This window comes from Vibrio sp. D173a (assembly GCF_030248475.1).
Genome location: NZ_JAHGAH010000079.1, coordinates 58,871 through 74,454 on the forward strand (window position 1 = coordinate 58,871; position 15,584 = coordinate 74,454).

Sequence of the window (15,584 nt, forward strand, 5' to 3'; positions counted from 1 at the left end):
TGTATGGCCAGCCCATTAGCAAAGTTGCGCCAGGAAGCCTTGGCAAAACAACAAAAGAAATCGACAGCTGAAATACAGTGTGTTGCTAACCCAAACAGTTTGCATCTGTTGCTCGCCGAACTCGACAGCGATTTGAAGGTACTAAAAACCTTCAATCGCAAAGACGAAAAGGTGATTCACAAACGCGAAGTGTTGGTCCCTAAATATCGTGACGCGATTGAAGCTTACCTCGCCGGTGATGAGCAGTTCGATAACCCGCTGTTCACGCAAATGGTGATTTGGCTCTTTGATATCGAAGATCTCGATACCGCCATCAAGTGGTGTGACATCGCCATTGAACGTGGGCTCGATACGCCCGAGCGATTCAAGCGTGATTTTGCGACCTTCTGCGCCGATGAAGTCTTGGCCTGGTCAGAGCGAATGGCAGACAAGTAGCCAGTCCGTCGAACCTTATTTCTCTCAGGTCTTCGAGAAGGTCACTCACGTGTGGCGTATAAATGAGAAACCGACAGCGAAATGGTTGAAGTTCGCAGGCTTACACTTGCTTCGAAATGAGCAAGGTAAACCCCACGCCGCGTCGGTGGGGGATATCGACACGCTACAGACAGCGCGAACTCATCTTCAAAATGCGCATGAGCAATACAGCGCGATTGGGGTAAGCACCATGATCGATAACATCGACCAACGTATCCGAGCGTTAGAGAGTGGCGACAACCTCTAACTAAATAGGCTCCTATGCCACCGCGCCTCGACTGACGAGGAAGAGCAAGTGATTCATCACCCAGCTTATTCCGTCGACTCAGTGGCCAGAGGCGCACTTATTCCAATAAGGAGACATGATGGGCTTTGGCGGAAAAGTGGATAAGGCGAGTAACCAAGTGATATCCGGTGAAGGCTGGCCCGATTTAACGAACGATGAGTTTCGTCAACTGCGCCGCATTCCGCATACGTTTGATAACGACTCTATAGCTGTGGCCATCACGATAGCGGCCAACAATATTCAAGAGAAGTTAGTGAGCCTGTTGGTCGAGGGAATGCCGCCATCACTAAGCGTCGCCAAAACGGCCTTGTATAAACGAGCTGTGTATGGCCGAGCACACTCGGAATTGTTACCCGAGTTCGCCACGCAAGATAGGCGCAAAGAAGGGGACAATGCGGCGTTAGATGAACCGCAACAGGCGGCACGTTTTCTGGCGCAAAGTAACAAAGATGTCTCTCAACTGCTTGGCCGCAGTGCGAATGGGATTGGCGTGATATGAGTAGTGCGGTTTACAACCAAACCAAACTTGAGCACTTAACGACTTACATAGTCAGCCATCTCAATAGCAATGTGCTTGAGAACAAAATGGATGCTTGGCAAGAAAACGGCTCGATAGTGCCAAGCGGTGAAGACCGTGGGAACGGCGGGTATATCGCCTGTTACTGGAAATATAACGCGGTGATTTCGGTTGAGGAGTTTCCTCACCAATTACTGGACCCACGCTGCTTACTAGCTCTTATTGCTTGTTGGCTCAGTGATCATGAAGAAGAGCGCAACGAGCAAGAGCTCGAAGACCCCACGCTTTCGGTCGATGTGATCAGCAGTGAAGCGGCCGATGTGAGTATCGAGCTTGAGTTGATGGAGCCCATTGAGTTGGTCCCAGATGAAGCCGGCATGATCACTTGGCGTGGCATGAGATATCGAGTTCAAGCCGTGGAGATTTACACCGCAGAAGAAGCGGAGTTGGTGAATGAAACCAACGATTAGTTCCAACAAAAGGGATGTGCTCAACCTGCAAGAAAAGTTGGCCATGTTAGCGCTTCCCCCAAAAAAGCGTATTTGGATCTTGAAAACCCTTGGCCGATGGGAAAAGACCAATACACGTAAACGCATTCAGCAACAAAAAGGTATTCACGGCAAAGCATTACAGCCCAAAAAAGGGAAGAAGCGCGTCAAAGTGATGCGACGAATGGCGAAAGGGCTAACCCCTTATGTACGGCACGCCGACACGCTCGACCTTACTTGGAACAACAAGCTCACCGCAAGAATTGCCGCTAGGCATCACCTTGGTCAAAAGCAAAAAATGACCAAGCGCCAAATGCAAAAGCGGTGGGGAACACCCGACTACTCCGCGCCTTGCACCAAAGGGCAAGCGCGAAAAATGAGGGAGCTGGGCTACACGGTCGCAAGAAAGAGTGGCAAGGGAAGGAAGAAACCCTCACTCAAGTTATTGATGGCCACCGTTAGCCATGGCCAAGCTGGGCAAATTATCCGAGAGCTGAGCAATCAGCCGAGTGTCACCGCTTGGGATATTCCATTGGCAGAACGTCAGATATTAGGCAGTCAAGAGCGTGACGTCACCCGCCAACTCATCACCATTTTTGAGCAGGCCAGAAAGCAAAAATAAGCGAGGACATAACTAATGGCAACCGGAAAGGTCGAGGTCAACAACCTCAATTTAGGGCAAGGTGGGATCCCAGAGATTGAACGCCACCTGCTGTATATCGGGCGCACCGATAAAGCAGAGCTGCAAGGCAAAGTCACACGCGTCAACAACATGACTAACCTTGACGATGTCGTCGCGGATGACGTGCTGGGCGCTAACTTGAAAGCCGCTCAGCTTAATGGAAAACAGAACTGGACAGGCGCCGTGTTTGGTCTCGCTGAAGGTAAAACGTGGCAGGAAGCCGTCGATATTGCCAATCGTACCGACTCGTTCGAAGGCGTGTGCATTGTCGATGTGGTAAGCAGCAAAGCGGACTTCCAAGCGATGCAAAGCAAAGCCTCCGAACTGACCACCAAGCTGGGCCGTTGGGTGTTCTTTTTAGCGGCGTGTCCTGGCATCGATAAGAGCAAGCAAACTTGGGCCAAATACGAAACTAGCCTATTGGCATTAATCAATGGTGTATCTGCCAACCTCGTGACACCGGTACCTATGCTCAATGGCAATAACATCGGCGTATTAGGAGGACGCTTATGTGACCGCGCGGTCACCGTCGCCGATAGCCCAATGCGAGTGGCCACGGGCAGCGTTTTAGGCCTGGGCGAGATGCCTATCGACAGCGCCGGAAAACCACTGGAAATGAGCACCATTTCAGCGCTGGCCAATGCACGTTATTCCTTGCCGCAATGGTACGCCGATATGGAAGGGGTGTACTGGACCGATGCCACCACACTGGAAACCAAAGGCGGAGACTATCAATTCTTAGAATACGTTCGCCCCGTTCACAAGTTGAACCGCCGAGTACGTATTAAAGCGATTCGCCGCATTGCCGATCGCATCCTTAATTCGACGCCACCGAGTATCGAGCTTAATCGAACTTACTTCAGCAAAGACATGCGTGACATGTCGAAGACCACCGAGATTGGGGGGGATCCCGTTCCCCGGGGAAATTATGGCACCGCGCGAAGAAGACGTGTCGATTCAGTGGATGACAAAAACCAAAGTCAACATTGGTTTGATGGTGCGCCCACACAATTGCCCAAAACACATCGTGGTCAATATTGGTCTCGATCTCTCTAACCCAGCCGACACGGAGGCCTAATCCATGAGCATGCGTATTTCTGGCAAGAACATGCATTTTTCAATGGGCGACTACAAACTCAAAGCGCAAAAAGTCAGCCTCTCTATTACGGACAATTCCGCCGTTAATAAAACCTCGGGCGTGCCGGATGGTTATGTCGATGGTGACGTCGAAGCCAGCGGCGAGATGGAGCTCACCACGCAGCAATTTAATCAGTTGAGCAAGGCCGCGAGAGGCGCCGGCTCCTGGCGTGGTATGCCGGACTTTGATGCCCTGTTCTACGGCAAGATTGATAAAGACGAACTGAAAATCGAAGCCTTTGGCTGTCGTATCAAGATCTCGGATTTACTCGACGCCGACACCAACGGAGGCAGTGCGCTCGTGCATAAGCTGCCGTTCGAAGTGACCAGCCCAGACTTTGTGAAAATCAACGGCGTGCCATATCTACGCCCCGATGAAACCGAAGATCTGATCCAGTAATTAGGAGGCAGGATGCCAGATGTTATCGACCATGCTTGTGATATTGAAGCCCAACTCACAGAAGTGGCATTGGCCAACCAATTGGCGAGGGCTAAGCCAAAAGCCTCACGAGAGAGTGCGCAGGAATGTGGTGAGTGCGGCGACCCCATCCCCGAAGCTCGCCGCCAACACATGACCGGGTGTCAGTACTGCACTCACTGTCAAAGCGATTTGGAGAAGATGAAACGATGAAATTAGGAACGCTCTTTATCGAGCATGTGATTAAGCCGGTACTCGACCAATTAGACATGGTCACAGGCGGGCATGGCAAGCTGAATACCCAAGCCGCCATCAATCTGATAGTGATGATTGTCGCCCATGAATCCGGTGCCTTGACGTACGCCAAGCAGGTGCGAGGTCCTGCGCTTGGGTTCACTCAAATGGAGCCCGCCACCTTTGCTTGGTTGATTGAATGGCTAGGAAAAACACGGCCTCACTTGTTGGACGCGCTCTCGATGTTTGCGCCGCTCACCGCTGATCCCGTCGAAAAACAGGATGCGGACTATATGGTGATTTCCCCCCAATTCGCGGTGGCCACGGCACGCTTGAATCTGATCCGATTCCCAGAAGCCTTGCCAGAGGCGGATGATCTCAAGGGCTTAGCGCGTTACGCCAAACAGTACTGGAACACATCCGCAGGTAAAGCCACAGAAGCGGATTACCTCAACGCTTATTTATCGATGATGGGAGAACAATCATGAGCTTTTTAACGGGGATCATCGGCAAAACGTTCTTCGAAATCTTGAAAGGGCTGTTTCTCCAAATCACTTGGGAAGTGGTGCTTGAGCGATTCGCATCTCGCACCATTATTTGGGGACTTAAAGCGCTTCGTGACTTGAGTACCAACGACGTGATCCAAGAGACCGTGGACGATGTAATTGCCTCTCTTCAGGGTAAACGTTTGAAGGAAATCCCACAAAAGGAGTAGCGATGGACCCAACTTGGCTATCGGCTCTGGTTGCCTTGGCTACCTTGTTGGTGATGTTAACCGGAGCATTGATTGGCAAGCTGTTCTCTCTCTCAAAAGAGCTTGCCGACTATAAAACTCATGTGGCGGAGAGTTACGCCACCAAAGAAGAAGTGAAGGACGGTTTTGAACGGTTAGAGCGTCAATTGGAAACCGGACTCACCCGAATTTACGAAACGTTAAAGCGAGAAGCAGCATGACAAAACCCATTGTTTTAACCGTTGGGTCAACAGACCTAGAGTTCAACCCAACGCCAGTCGAGTACGACGAGGCGCAAAACACCATCTTGCAAGGTGATGCGAGTAGCGCGGCCCATAATTTCTTGATGAGCTGTGTTAGCAAAGGCTCAAAAGATGCGCTGCGTGAACTGACTCAGCAGAACCCAGGTGCAGCAACGCAGATCTATGGAGCGGTTCTTAAAGAGTACGCACCCAAGCTTTCCATCTCGGTAAAAAAATAGATGGGCTTGTCGCTGCCATTGAGAGCAGCGACAGGCAAAAAATGTACGCGTGGCGGCGAAAGTGGCTACCCAATGAGCCAGACACTGACCAGAACCTGGCTTATGCAATTTGGCTAGAGAAGAACCATTGGGAAAACATGCAAGCCGTCACCGCTAGCGGTGTGGCCAAGGCCTTTAGCGGTTAACCACCAGGTTAGTAGAGAGAAGTGAATGTTACCAGAAGCCCTCAGATTTCAAGTTGGATTGATTGACCAGATATCTAAACCTCTGGGTCACATTCAGCGTCAACTCACCGACGTCACGAATACCTACAAACAAGGTACTCAGACTATGGTATCGGGCGCCGCTGGCATGGTTGGTGCGGGTTTTGCTCTGCAACAAGCCTTAATGCCAGCGATTGAAATGGACAGGGCGTTAGGTGAGGTGAAATCACTAGGCGTTGCCGATGATCAACTAAAAACTCTTGCTCAAACCGCGATGAAGTTCTCGGTTGAATACGGTAAGTCGGCCACTGAATTCGTGGCGGCGTCTTACGACATTAAATCTGCGATGGGCAGCATGACAGGTGATGAACTGGCAGGTGTCACAAGAAGCTCGGCTATTTTAGCCGCTGCGACTAAAGCGGATACCGCCACCATTACCAACTACATGGGCACCATGTACTCGGTGTTTAAAGACCAAGCGGAGCGGATAGGTAAAGATAACTGGGCTGAGCAAGTCGCCGGCATGACCGCCAAATCTGTTGAGATGTTCAAAACGACAGGTCAAGGCATGTCAGATGCGTTCAAAAGTGTTGGCGCATTGGGTAAAACGCACGGGGTAGCCATTCAAGAGCAAATGGCCGTTCTTGGTCTGTTGCAAGGCTCTATGTCTGGCAGTGAAGCGGGGACTCGTTATAAAGCCTTTATGAACGGCGTGGTGAAAGCGCAAGACAAGCTAGGTATGGCGTTTACCGACAGCAACGGAAAGATGCTGCCAATGTTCGACATCATGTCGAAATTGCAGAGCCAGTTTGGTGATTTAGATTCACTCGAAATCGACCAGATAAAACAAGCTTTCGGCTCTGATGAGGCGGTATTGCTTGTCACAGACTTGATCGGAAAAACGGGTGATCTTCAATCGAGCGTTAAAAAGCTAAATGATGCCAGCAACCTAAACACGGCCATTAAGATGGCCCACAGCATGACCGACCAATGGGAGCGGCTCGAACAAGGTGTGTTTGCCGTTCGAACTGCTTTTGGTGCGGCGTTGTTGCCTTCGCTCTTACCTGTGGTGTCGAGCTTGGCCGATGGCGCGATGGAAATCATCGAATGGACAGAGATGTTCCCGAATCTGACCAAATACATTGGCTTTGCAGCCATGGCTATTTTAGGCGCAGCAGCGGCAGGCGGTGCATTTACCTTGATGATGGGTGTGGGTAAGCAAGCCATGGTGACTTACATGCTGACTATGAAGGTGTTCGCCGGTGTTAATGCCTTGCTCACTCAAGGGTTAGGCGCTTTTCGTGCTGCGATGCTCGCCGCGAACATCGCCATTGCTGCCAACCCTATCATCTTGATTGTGAGCGCGGTGATAGCTGCGGTAACCGCAGTGGGTGCTCTGATTTATTACTGGGATGATCTGAAAGCCTCGTTGGGTGATAACGCGGTGTTTCAGGCTATTGAGTATACCGCTGATGCGGCCATGCAGGCGGTATCAACGTTGTTTGATGCGTTCAAGCCTTTGCTCAATATCGTGATGGGACTGGGCAAGATGCTGGACGACGTTCTACTTCGCGTTTTTCAGGTGTTATGGGAAACCGTGAAAGTTGGCTTTTCAGCGATTGGGTCGGTGTTATCTGGTGTGTTGGATGTGGTCGGCGTCGTGGCAACAGGCGTGGGCTGGGTGATTGCGGGTGTTATTGGCTCGATAGGTTTGCTCATGAATGGGTTTATCTTTGTGTTTAAGGCCATTGCCGCTAGTTGGCAATGGGTAATGAGCGGCTTTAGTGATACCAGTGGTTTTGCCTTCATTGGACAAATGGTGTCGTGGTTGAGAGGCGGGCTTGAGAGCCTAGTATTGGGTTGGCGCGTGTTTACAGCGGAAATGGCTGATACACGGTGGTTAACCGCAATTTCTAGTGCGGTAGAGCTGGTGATATTGCCATTTAAGACTCTATTCAACTTCTTATCGGCAGGTTGGCAATGGGTTATGAGTGGCTTTACCGATACCAGCGGTTTTGCCTTTATTGGGCAAATGGTGTCGTGGGTGAAGGGCGGATTTGAGAGCCTACTGTATGGCTGGCAGGCACTCAAGGCAGAGATGGCAGAGGTAGGGTGGGTTAGCGTGATCCTAGAGGCATTAGAGCTTGTGACCCTACCATTTCAAACGATGTTTCAATTCTTATCGGCTGGGTGGCAATGGGTTATGAGTGGCTTTACCGATACCAGCGGTTTTGCCTTTATTGGGCAAATGGTGTCGTGGGTGAAGGGCGGATTTGAGAGCCTACTGTATGGCTGGCAGGCACTCAAGGCAGAGATGGCAGAGGTAGGGTGGGTTAGCGTGATCCTAGAGGCATTAGAGTTTGTGACCCTACCATTTCAAACGATGTTTCAATTCCTATCGGCTGGGTGGCAGTGGGTGATGAGTGGCTTTATCGATACCAGTGGCTTTGCCTTCATAGGTCAGATGGCCGACGCGATGCGCAATATCTTTGGCAGCGTCTTTAGTTGGTTCAACGAAAAGTTAGCGGGTATTTGGGAGAGCCTAAAAGAGCTGGTTGATTGGTTACCTAGTTTTGGTGATGAGGACGATAGCGCGCCTGTGAAGTCAAATTCCGTTGCGCGCGCGACACCTCAAGCTCAGGTCCAGCCAGGTGGCGCAGCCAAGAGCATTGCTAACTATCAAACGAGTTCGACCAATTATGGCGGTGTGGCGATTTACCCCACTTACATGAGCAGCCCACAAGACATGGCGAGTGAATTAGAGATGGCGGCAGGCTAATGGCGGAGTACGTGTATCAAGATATGCTCATTGAACGCGGCGATGTGGTTCTGGATGCAGGTCGCAATCCTGTATTAATTCAAGACCGAGCGGTCATCGCTCAAGATATCAAACACGCGATCATTGAAAGCAACGTAGCCATCCACTTGATTGCTGAGCGCAGCCCCGCGAAAAAAGCCGATGCGCGTACACAGCTAGAGCTGTTAGTGGAAGAAGACGCTCGCTTGGTGCCTGGGACGGTGCGCATCGAGGAAGTGAGCGATGGGCAATTGTATATTTTTGCAGAGACGGTGCAATTTGGCCGCGTAACAACAGAGGTGCAGGTTGACTGATATTCCCAAACCCAATTTTACCGAGCTGGCCAAAAAAGCGGGGTTACCGCTTGAGGCGTCAGAGTGGAAAGCGACGCTCAAAGAAGAGGCTCGAAAGCAGGGCAGCAACATCGCTAACGACTCTCAGTATTCGCCATTTTGGCGCTTGATTGAAACCATGGTGATTGGGCCGACGGTGTGGTTAATAAACCGCTTTCTGGTGGGATACGTGTTGCCCAACATGTTCGTGGCCACGGCCAAAGACAAATGGCTCGACCTGTGGGCGTGGCAGTTCAACGTGAAGCGCAAACCCGCCACCAAAGCCGTTGGGCAGGTCGTGATTCACCGAGCCGCGCAGCAAGGGCCGGCGATTGTGATCCCTAAGGGCACAGTGATACAAACCGACCCGATTAACGGCGCGGTTTACCGAGTGCTACTGAGCCAAGATACGACGTTACCGGAAAACGCCGCCTCAATCATTGGCAGAGTGGAGGCTGAGCATCAAGGCGCCGCCTTTAACTTAGGCGAAGGCTACTTACATGTCTTAACGTCGGCGGTTCCAGGTATTAGCCGCGTGGTCAATTCGGCCGATTGGTTGATTAACGCAGGCGCGGATGAAGAAACCGACGACCAACTGAGGGTGCGCATTCGCAATCGGTTCAGTGGCGTAGCGAAATGGCACATCGATGCGGCGTATCGCTCATTGCTGATGCTGCGCGCCGGCATCAACAGCGAAAACATTTACTTCGAGCACAACGCGCCGCGAGGACCTGGCTCGGCCAACGCTTATATCTTGTTGGACTCGGGTGAGCCATCACCGCAAATGTTGGCGGATTTAAACGCGCACATCAATCAAGAAGGCAATCATGGCCATGGCGATGATCTCAAGGTGTACGCCATGCCAGGCAATACCATCACGGTGACGTGTCGAGTCTGGGTGGCGCGCCTGTTGTCTGCTGAAGAAAACGCGCAACTGGAAGCGGACATGGCGCTGTTTATTGGCTCAGCCTTTAGGCAAAACACCGATTATCAGGCGACCAAAACCAAGCCTTCCTCGCGCTTTAGTTTTTCGAGGTTAGCGCAAGAGCTGCACGGTGAGTTTCCCGTCTTGGCGTCGATTGAGTTTGACAATGCGGACCTGAGCAATGGCATGGAAGTGCCAAGGCTTGGGCATTTGGAGATCACCATTGAAGCAGCCTAATTTCACGCTCAAGCATTGGATGGGCAAGGGCGAGCTCTACAAGCTCGGACAAGCGCTGCTCGGTTATTGGTCCCACGTTCAAGACATCTTGGAGTGGCCGCTGAAGCAGTTAGATCCGATGGTCGCCCCGATTGAATTGGTGGACTTGATGGCGTGGCAACGAGACATCGAACGTTTGTCCCAAGAGCCCGAGCACATCTACCGCATTCGAGTGAACTTTGCGTACGCGTTTGCTACAGGAGGCGGCTCTGAAGTGGGCTGGGAAACCATGTTTGAACAGCTGGGTTATCCCCACATCAACATCGATGAGCGACTCGATTATTACCCATGGGACGTGGTCAGCGTGAAAGTGCGAGACCGCGACCTAAATGAAGTGCCGGGTTTGATGGACGCCTTGGTTCGTCAGTATGGCAGAACCTGCCGTCGATACAGTTTTGACGTGACCACAGCTGTGAGTCCTCATATTTCTGTGGCTGAGTTCAGTCAAACCCATGAAACCTACCGCGCATCAATAGGATAACTTATGGCCGTCATTACCTTGGCAGGCGAGCAGCTGATTGCTCGAAAACAACACGCCAAACAACCTTTGGTGATCCGCGAATTTGTGTTGGCCCATGTGCCTAATCTCGACCTGAAGATACCACCACAACGCGACCAATCTCTGCCGTCAAGTCGACAGATTGTCTATCGAAGCGCGCCGACGCGCAGTGCCTGCGTAAATCAAAATGAGGTGGTGTATTCGCTGATTTTAGACAACACAGTGGGCAACTTTGAATTTAACTGGCTAGGCCTAGTGAGCGAAGAAGGTGTATTGGTGTCGGCCAATCACATGGTGTTGCAATCTAAGCGCAAGAGCAACGAACGCACCAGTGAAGAAGGCAACAACTTAACCCGAAATTTCTTATTGAAGTTCTCTGGCGCTCAGGCCATCACCCAAATCACGGTGACCCCAGAGACGTGGCAGTTTAACTACGAAGCCAAGCTGGATGACATGGACACCTTGCTTGCTCAGCTGACCGTCGGGCTCATTGAGTCCCAAAAGGAGGTGGTTGAACAAAGCCACGAAAACTTGAGGTTGTCAGACGCTAATCGAGCTTTAGAGCAGCGCTTAGAAGTCATGGGCGCGGAAGCGAACGCGCGTGAGCATCAGTATGACGAGCAGAGGCTGGCAATCAATCGGGCACATCAACGAGCAGAGCATAGGCGCTTTGATATGGATGTGTCTTTGACCACAGCATTATTCACTTCACAACAGAATTCGATTCAACAAGCGCAAATGCTGATGACGTTAAATGAAAAAATCAGAGAAATGGAGAAATAACATGAGCCATACCGATACTTTATTAACTCAGGCTATCAACGCGTCACTGCAACAAACGCAAGCCAGTCAGGCTTTGGCGACAGAAGTGAATCAGAAAATGGCGGGCATCGATAAGTCCGTATCGGATGCACAAAAAAAGGCACAAAGTGCGATTGAAGCGACGGCAGATAACTTGGGCTTCATGGCGATTAATTACAATGCTGACATGAGAGACTTTTATGTCGCAAAGCAGCCCAATAAACAAGGTGTCATTAATCAAATCCCAATTGGCTGGGGCGTTAAGCCGGATTTTTTAGAGTGTTGTCATTTGGAAATGATTCCTGCGGTCTCGGGGTCAGTAGCGGTGGAGCGACATGAAGAAGTGAGGGCCTTACTCGACTTCATGGGGATAGGCGCAGACACCAAACATTGGTCTCGCTCCTTCAACATATTAAAAATCAGAGTACTTGATACATCGTTCATCGAGCGAACCAGTTATGACGCCCATATTGCTGACCAGCATCTCAGATACGATCCTGCGACCTCTTTCCTTCGCTACGTCAAAGTGATCGGTAAAACTTCTGTGGGCTGGATTGGGGGAGATACGAATGGGGAGTGGGTACAGCTACGAACGGTAGTGAAAGGTACGCCAGGCGCCTCAAAATATCGACATGTCGATTTTACTTTCGATGACAAAACAGAAGTGGGTGATGTGGTCATGATCGCATTGCCGACCGTCGTGCCTGGCATTTGGCCAGAAGGTCGAAAGCATTCAAGGTTGTATAACCTGAAAGACCATTTCACGAAAGTCATTGCAAAAAAACACGCTTAATAAGGGGACAACATGACCATACTGATTGTGACTACAGATGGGTTAGTGGAAGAAGAGTGGCTAGAGGTTCGAGAGCGTCGCGATGCGCTCATTGCTCAAACCGATTGGGTGATGATGCCAGATGCGCCGCTCAGTGCTGAAACCAAAGAAAGCTACCTTACATACAGGCAAGCACTGCGAGACCTGCCCCAGACTTACAGCTCAGCTGAAGAGGTCGTATGGCCAACGATGCCAGGGCGATAGTATGCTCATTCTTAACGGCGCCCAACTCCCATTAAGCAGCCTACGCATTAGCGTTCGTCAGCAATTGGCCGGACAGGATATGTCCGGCCAAACCTCGGCCACCGACCAAGCGGAGACGGGCAGCAAGGGTAAAATACTCACGGTGAAAGGGGTCATCCCTTTTACCAAAAGCCAGCTATTAACTCACTTGTTCAGCATGGCGGAAGCCCAAGACAACGATGCGCGCCAAATCTACCGTATTAGTAACCAAACCGCTGAAGCGTTGAAAATTCGCCAGGTGAAATTCCAAGGTGTCGTACGCGCCGATGAACAAGAATCTCACCGCCAGTGGAGCGTGTCGTTTGAGCTTGTCGAGCACCTATCTGTACCAGAGCGAGTAGAGCAGCGCCAACCGGAGAAACCTGCAGCGCAGCAAAAAGTGCAGGGGATAAAGACGCCCGTAGAAACCGGACAAACCGAAGACGTGCCACCCGATACACAAGTGGAGTTAACCGGCGTGATGAAGGTGCTGAAAAGTGTAGATAACGCACTGGCGTAAAAGAGGGTTAATCATGGCTATCAACAACAAATTTCTTTGCCGCGCTTACGTGGGCAAGCAGAAAACCAAAGTGAAAAGCCACCGCATCGTTTTCAGCCACAATACGCCTGGTCGCTGTGAGCTGTCGGTTGAAGGTAACCCAGAGCCTAACACGTTCATCGCGATTGATTTAGGGTGGGGGGATGACATTACGCGCGTCTTTCTTGGTTACATCGAGCGCGTGCAACCTTCAGAAAAAGGGTGGTCAACCGTGTTCTGTCGTGAGCTCGCGGCTATTCTCTATCAGCCGCTCAATATCATTTTGCGTCACCCAACACTGATGCAGCTACTGAGCGAAGTCACCAATAAAACGGGGCTGCAATTTGTGGTACCAGAGAAAGCTTACAGCCAAACGGCTATCCCTTGTTTCTACAGTGATGGAAATGGCTATCGCGTCATCGACGAGCTGGCTCAAGCATTTAGCATTGATGACTTGTTTTGGCAGCAGCAGGGCAATGGCCAAATATACATCGGCAGCTGGGCTGATTCATTCTGGGCCGACAAGCCCATCATGTTGCCCAATGCGCTGATGACCAATCACACGGCCAACAAATCGGTAAAGATGCCGGCTATTCCAAAACTAAAGCCAGGTGTCGTCGTGAATGGACTTCGATTAGTCGGTATAGAGTTTGAAGGTACGGAGGTTAAGCTCACATGGACGTAAACACCATTAAGCGCATCATCTTTCGTTTGTTTCCTGAATTCACGGGGCGATGGCATTTACCCCGTTGGGGAAAGGTTGTCGCACTGCCAGAGCTACCTGAAGAAGGCGATTTATCCGATCGCTTTTACCCTCACTACGCGGTGGATGTGCAGCTGCTCGATGAAAAGGGTATGGAGTATGAAGATAAACCACCACTGCAGGCGGTACCACTTCCGGTTCCTGGTTTGGGCGACCATGCTGGCCGTTTAGAGCCGCCGGCTATCGGCAGCATTGTGGAACTCGGCTTCATGTTTGGCCAACCTGATAAGCCCTTTATTCGGTGCGTGCTGCCACTCGGTTTTAAACTGCCTGGCATTAAAGAGGGGGAAAGCCGATACCAACAGCGCAAAGGCGTGTATCAATTAGTCGACCAGAGAGGCAACTTTGAGCGAAAGACAGACCAAGCCGACAAGCTTGAATGCCTCACTCAACAAATCAAAGTGCTCGAAGATAGAATCGCAGACATTGGTGGTAACCACACTGAAACCGTCAAAGGCAATAGGGCCATCAAAGCTAATAACATCACCGAAGACGCCGACACCATCAAATTCAATGGTGGTAAAGGCGTGTGCACCGGCGCGAGTATCTGCCCATTTATGGGAAAACCCCATGTTGACGTATCAACCACAGTATTTGCAGGAAAAGACTGATGGCCATAGGCAAAGCATCATTGAAACAAAAATTAGAAACCGAATTGAAAGCCCAGGGCTTTGTTCTTGATGGCGAGTTCGCTATGGCAGGAAAGATGGCAGAGGCGATTGCTAATGCAGTGGTGGACGAAATTACTCAGAATGCCCAAGTACCAGTAACAGGCGGCAGCTCTGCGGGGAGTTATCAAGTGCAATAGTTTTTTGAATAAAACAAAATGTGGATGTTCAAGCTTACTAACGTATATTTGCCCCAACTTTTGTTGAGGTCTTTCATTTTTTGTCGAGTACTAAAATAAAAACCAGCCACTGCAATACACTGCAGTGACTGGTGTCTACATAGAACCCTTAATTATTGGTTAAACTGTGGGTAATTCCCTTGCTCTAATTGGCTGTAATGGGCGAAATTAGTTGAAGATGTAACCTGGCTGACATCCCAACCGGATAGATCTTGGTTAAAGGCGCGGGCACTTTTAAACATCCATCTCATATTGGTGACCTTAGCCGTATCCCAGTTGCCGATAGGTTGGTTAAAGGCGCGGGCACCATTAAACATAAAGCTCATATCGGTGACCTTAGCCGTATCCCAGTTGCCGATAGGTTGGTCAAAGGATTTTGTATCTCTAAACATATCCTTCATAGTTGTTACATTAGACGTATCCCAGTTGCCAATAGGTTGGTTAAAGGCGCGGGTATACGAAAACATCCAGGTTGTGCTGGTGACATTAGACGTATTCCAATTACCGATAGGTTGGTCAAAGGCTTCAGCCATCTTAAACATGGATTCCATATTGGTTACCTTAGATGTATCCCAGTCGCCAATAGGTTGGTTAAAGGCGCGGGCATACTTAAACATCCATCTCATGCTGGTGACATTAGACGTGTTCCAGTCGCCGATAGGTTGGTTAAAGGCTTCAGCATTAGAAAACATGCCGTCCATATCGGTTACCTTAGACGTATCCCAGTTACCGATGGGTTGGTTAAAGGCTTCAGCTTTAGAAAACATATCCGACATATCGGTTACCTTAGACGTATCCCAGTTACCGATAGGTTGGTTAAAGACTTTGGCACCTCTAAATAGGTTTTGCATATTCAACACCTGGTGGGTATCCCAATCGCTGATATCGACATTAAAGTGTGGATATTTGGGGAGCCAGTTTTCTAGGAACAAGTCTTTCATAGAGGTGACATGAGAGGTACAAAAACGCACGCTATCGTTGACCAAGGCATCTTGATTTTCGCGTAGGCGGATCGTTCTATTACCAACCACGAGATAATCCATGTTTTTATATCTAAATCTTTCACCGATGTCTTTATCTAAGCAGCAGAAGTGGCCCC

At 50.3% G+C, this 15,584-nt stretch carries 22 protein-coding genes and 2 pseudogenes; 23 read left to right on the top strand and 1 reads right to left on the bottom strand.

Annotation, left to right across the window (positions count from 1 at the left end):
* Window positions 1-3 precede the first annotated feature (3 nt).
* From gpM to KIV40_RS09665, 23 genes and pseudogenes are all read left to right on the top strand, one after another.
* A pseudogene (gene gpM / locus KIV40_RS09555) lies at window positions 4-721 on the top strand (phage terminase small subunit).
* 118 nt (window positions 722-839) lie between these two features.
* Window positions 840-1,259 carry a head completion/stabilization protein gene (locus tag KIV40_RS09560; RefSeq protein ID WP_021018311.1) on the top strand — a complete coding sequence of 140 codons (420 nt, stop codon included), beginning with the start codon at window positions 840-842 and terminating at the stop codon, window positions 1,257-1,259.
* On the top strand, window positions 1,256-1,747 hold the full coding sequence (locus KIV40_RS09565) for a phage tail protein (RefSeq protein ID WP_285348877.1): 492 nt from the start codon (window positions 1,256-1,258) through the stop codon (window positions 1,745-1,747). Before KIV40_RS09560 ends, KIV40_RS09565 begins: the two co-directional genes overlap by 4 nt.
* Window positions 1,731-2,387: a virion morphogenesis protein gene (locus KIV40_RS09570; RefSeq protein ID WP_285348878.1), complete on the top strand. Its 657-nt coding sequence runs from the start codon at window positions 1,731-1,733 to the stop codon at window positions 2,385-2,387. Before KIV40_RS09565 ends, KIV40_RS09570 begins: the two co-directional genes overlap by 17 nt.
* A 15-nt stretch (window positions 2,388-2,402) precedes the next feature.
* A pseudogene (locus tag KIV40_RS09575) lies at window positions 2,403-3,525 on the top strand (DUF2586 domain-containing protein).
* 3 nt (window positions 3,526-3,528) lie between these two features.
* On the top strand, window positions 3,529-3,984 hold the full coding sequence (locus KIV40_RS09580; protein ID WP_011999310.1) for a phage protein: 456 nt from the start codon (window positions 3,529-3,531) through the stop codon (window positions 3,982-3,984).
* Window positions 3,985-3,996: 12 nt separating this feature from the next.
* Entirely contained in the window at window positions 3,997-4,215 is a 219-nt protein-coding gene (locus tag KIV40_RS09585; RefSeq protein ID WP_011999311.1) for a TraR/DksA C4-type zinc finger protein, read from the top strand.
* Entirely contained in the window at window positions 4,212-4,724 is a 513-nt protein-coding gene (locus KIV40_RS09590; protein WP_285348879.1) for a hypothetical protein, read from the top strand. The genes KIV40_RS09585 and KIV40_RS09590 overlap by 4 nt, the downstream gene beginning before the upstream one ends.
* A complete protein-coding gene (locus KIV40_RS09595; protein ID WP_005530044.1) occupies window positions 4,721-4,951 on the top strand; it encodes a hypothetical protein in 231 nt (76 codons plus the stop codon). The genes KIV40_RS09590 and KIV40_RS09595 overlap by 4 nt, the downstream gene beginning before the upstream one ends.
* Before the next feature lie 2 nt (window positions 4,952-4,953).
* Window positions 4,954-5,190 (top strand): hypothetical protein, encoded by a 237-nt coding sequence (locus KIV40_RS09600; RefSeq protein WP_005530042.1) that lies wholly within the window; start codon window positions 4,954-4,956, stop codon window positions 5,188-5,190.
* Window positions 5,187-5,450 (top strand): putative phage tail assembly chaperone, encoded by a 264-nt coding sequence (locus KIV40_RS09605; protein WP_285348881.1) that lies wholly within the window; start codon window positions 5,187-5,189, stop codon window positions 5,448-5,450. Before KIV40_RS09600 ends, KIV40_RS09605 begins: the two co-directional genes overlap by 4 nt.
* A 41-nt stretch (window positions 5,451-5,491) precedes the next feature.
* A complete protein-coding gene (locus KIV40_RS09610) occupies window positions 5,492-5,635 on the top strand; it encodes a DUF6890 family protein (RefSeq protein ID WP_005530037.1) in 144 nt (47 codons plus the stop codon).
* 25 nt (window positions 5,636-5,660) lie between these two features.
* Complete coding sequence (locus KIV40_RS09615; RefSeq protein ID WP_285348883.1) at window positions 5,661-8,432, top strand: phage tail tape measure protein; 2,772 nt, start codon at window positions 5,661-5,663, stop codon at window positions 8,430-8,432.
* Window positions 8,432-8,764, top strand: a complete 333-nt coding sequence (locus KIV40_RS09620; protein ID WP_285348884.1) for a DUF2590 family protein — start codon at window positions 8,432-8,434, stop codon at window positions 8,762-8,764. The genes KIV40_RS09615 and KIV40_RS09620 overlap by 1 nt, the downstream gene beginning before the upstream one ends.
* On the top strand, window positions 8,757-9,944 hold the full coding sequence (locus tag KIV40_RS09625) for a baseplate J/gp47 family protein (RefSeq protein WP_285348885.1): 1,188 nt from the start codon (window positions 8,757-8,759) through the stop codon (window positions 9,942-9,944). Before KIV40_RS09620 ends, KIV40_RS09625 begins: the two co-directional genes overlap by 8 nt.
* Window positions 9,945-9,963: 19 nt before the next feature.
* Window positions 9,964-10,464, top strand: a complete 501-nt coding sequence (locus KIV40_RS09630; RefSeq protein WP_306431793.1) for a phage tail protein — start codon at window positions 9,964-9,966, stop codon at window positions 10,462-10,464.
* A gap of 3 nt (window positions 10,465-10,467) precedes the next feature.
* A complete protein-coding gene (locus KIV40_RS09635) occupies window positions 10,468-11,265 on the top strand; it encodes a phage tail protein (protein WP_285348887.1) in 798 nt (265 codons plus the stop codon).
* A 1-nt stretch (window position 11,266) separates the two neighbouring features.
* Entirely contained in the window at window positions 11,267-12,076 is an 810-nt protein-coding gene (locus KIV40_RS09640; RefSeq protein WP_285348889.1) for a hypothetical protein, read from the top strand.
* Window positions 12,077-12,088: 12 nt separating this feature from the next.
* Entirely contained in the window at window positions 12,089-12,319 is a 231-nt protein-coding gene (locus tag KIV40_RS09645) for a tail fiber assembly protein (RefSeq protein ID WP_285348891.1), read from the top strand.
* A gap of 1 nt (window position 12,320) precedes the next feature.
* Window positions 12,321-12,857 (top strand): adenine glycosylase, encoded by a 537-nt coding sequence (locus KIV40_RS09650; RefSeq protein WP_285348893.1) that lies wholly within the window; start codon window positions 12,321-12,323, stop codon window positions 12,855-12,857.
* Window positions 12,858-12,870: 13 nt separating this feature from the next.
* Entirely contained in the window at window positions 12,871-13,560 is a 690-nt protein-coding gene (locus tag KIV40_RS09655) for a hypothetical protein (protein WP_285348895.1), read from the top strand.
* Window positions 13,551-14,249, top strand: a complete 699-nt coding sequence (locus KIV40_RS09660) for a hypothetical protein (RefSeq protein ID WP_285348897.1) — start codon at window positions 13,551-13,553, stop codon at window positions 14,247-14,249. Before KIV40_RS09655 ends, KIV40_RS09660 begins: the two co-directional genes overlap by 10 nt.
* On the top strand, window positions 14,249-14,446 hold the full coding sequence (locus KIV40_RS09665) for a hypothetical protein (protein WP_285348899.1): 198 nt from the start codon (window positions 14,249-14,251) through the stop codon (window positions 14,444-14,446). The genes KIV40_RS09660 and KIV40_RS09665 overlap by 1 nt, the downstream gene beginning before the upstream one ends.
* Before the next feature lie 152 nt (window positions 14,447-14,598).
* Here KIV40_RS09665 and KIV40_RS09670 read toward each other — a convergent pair.
* Window positions 14,599-15,584 (bottom strand): BspA family leucine-rich repeat surface protein (locus tag KIV40_RS09670; RefSeq protein ID WP_285348901.1); only part of this gene is annotated, 986 nt, incomplete at its 5' end.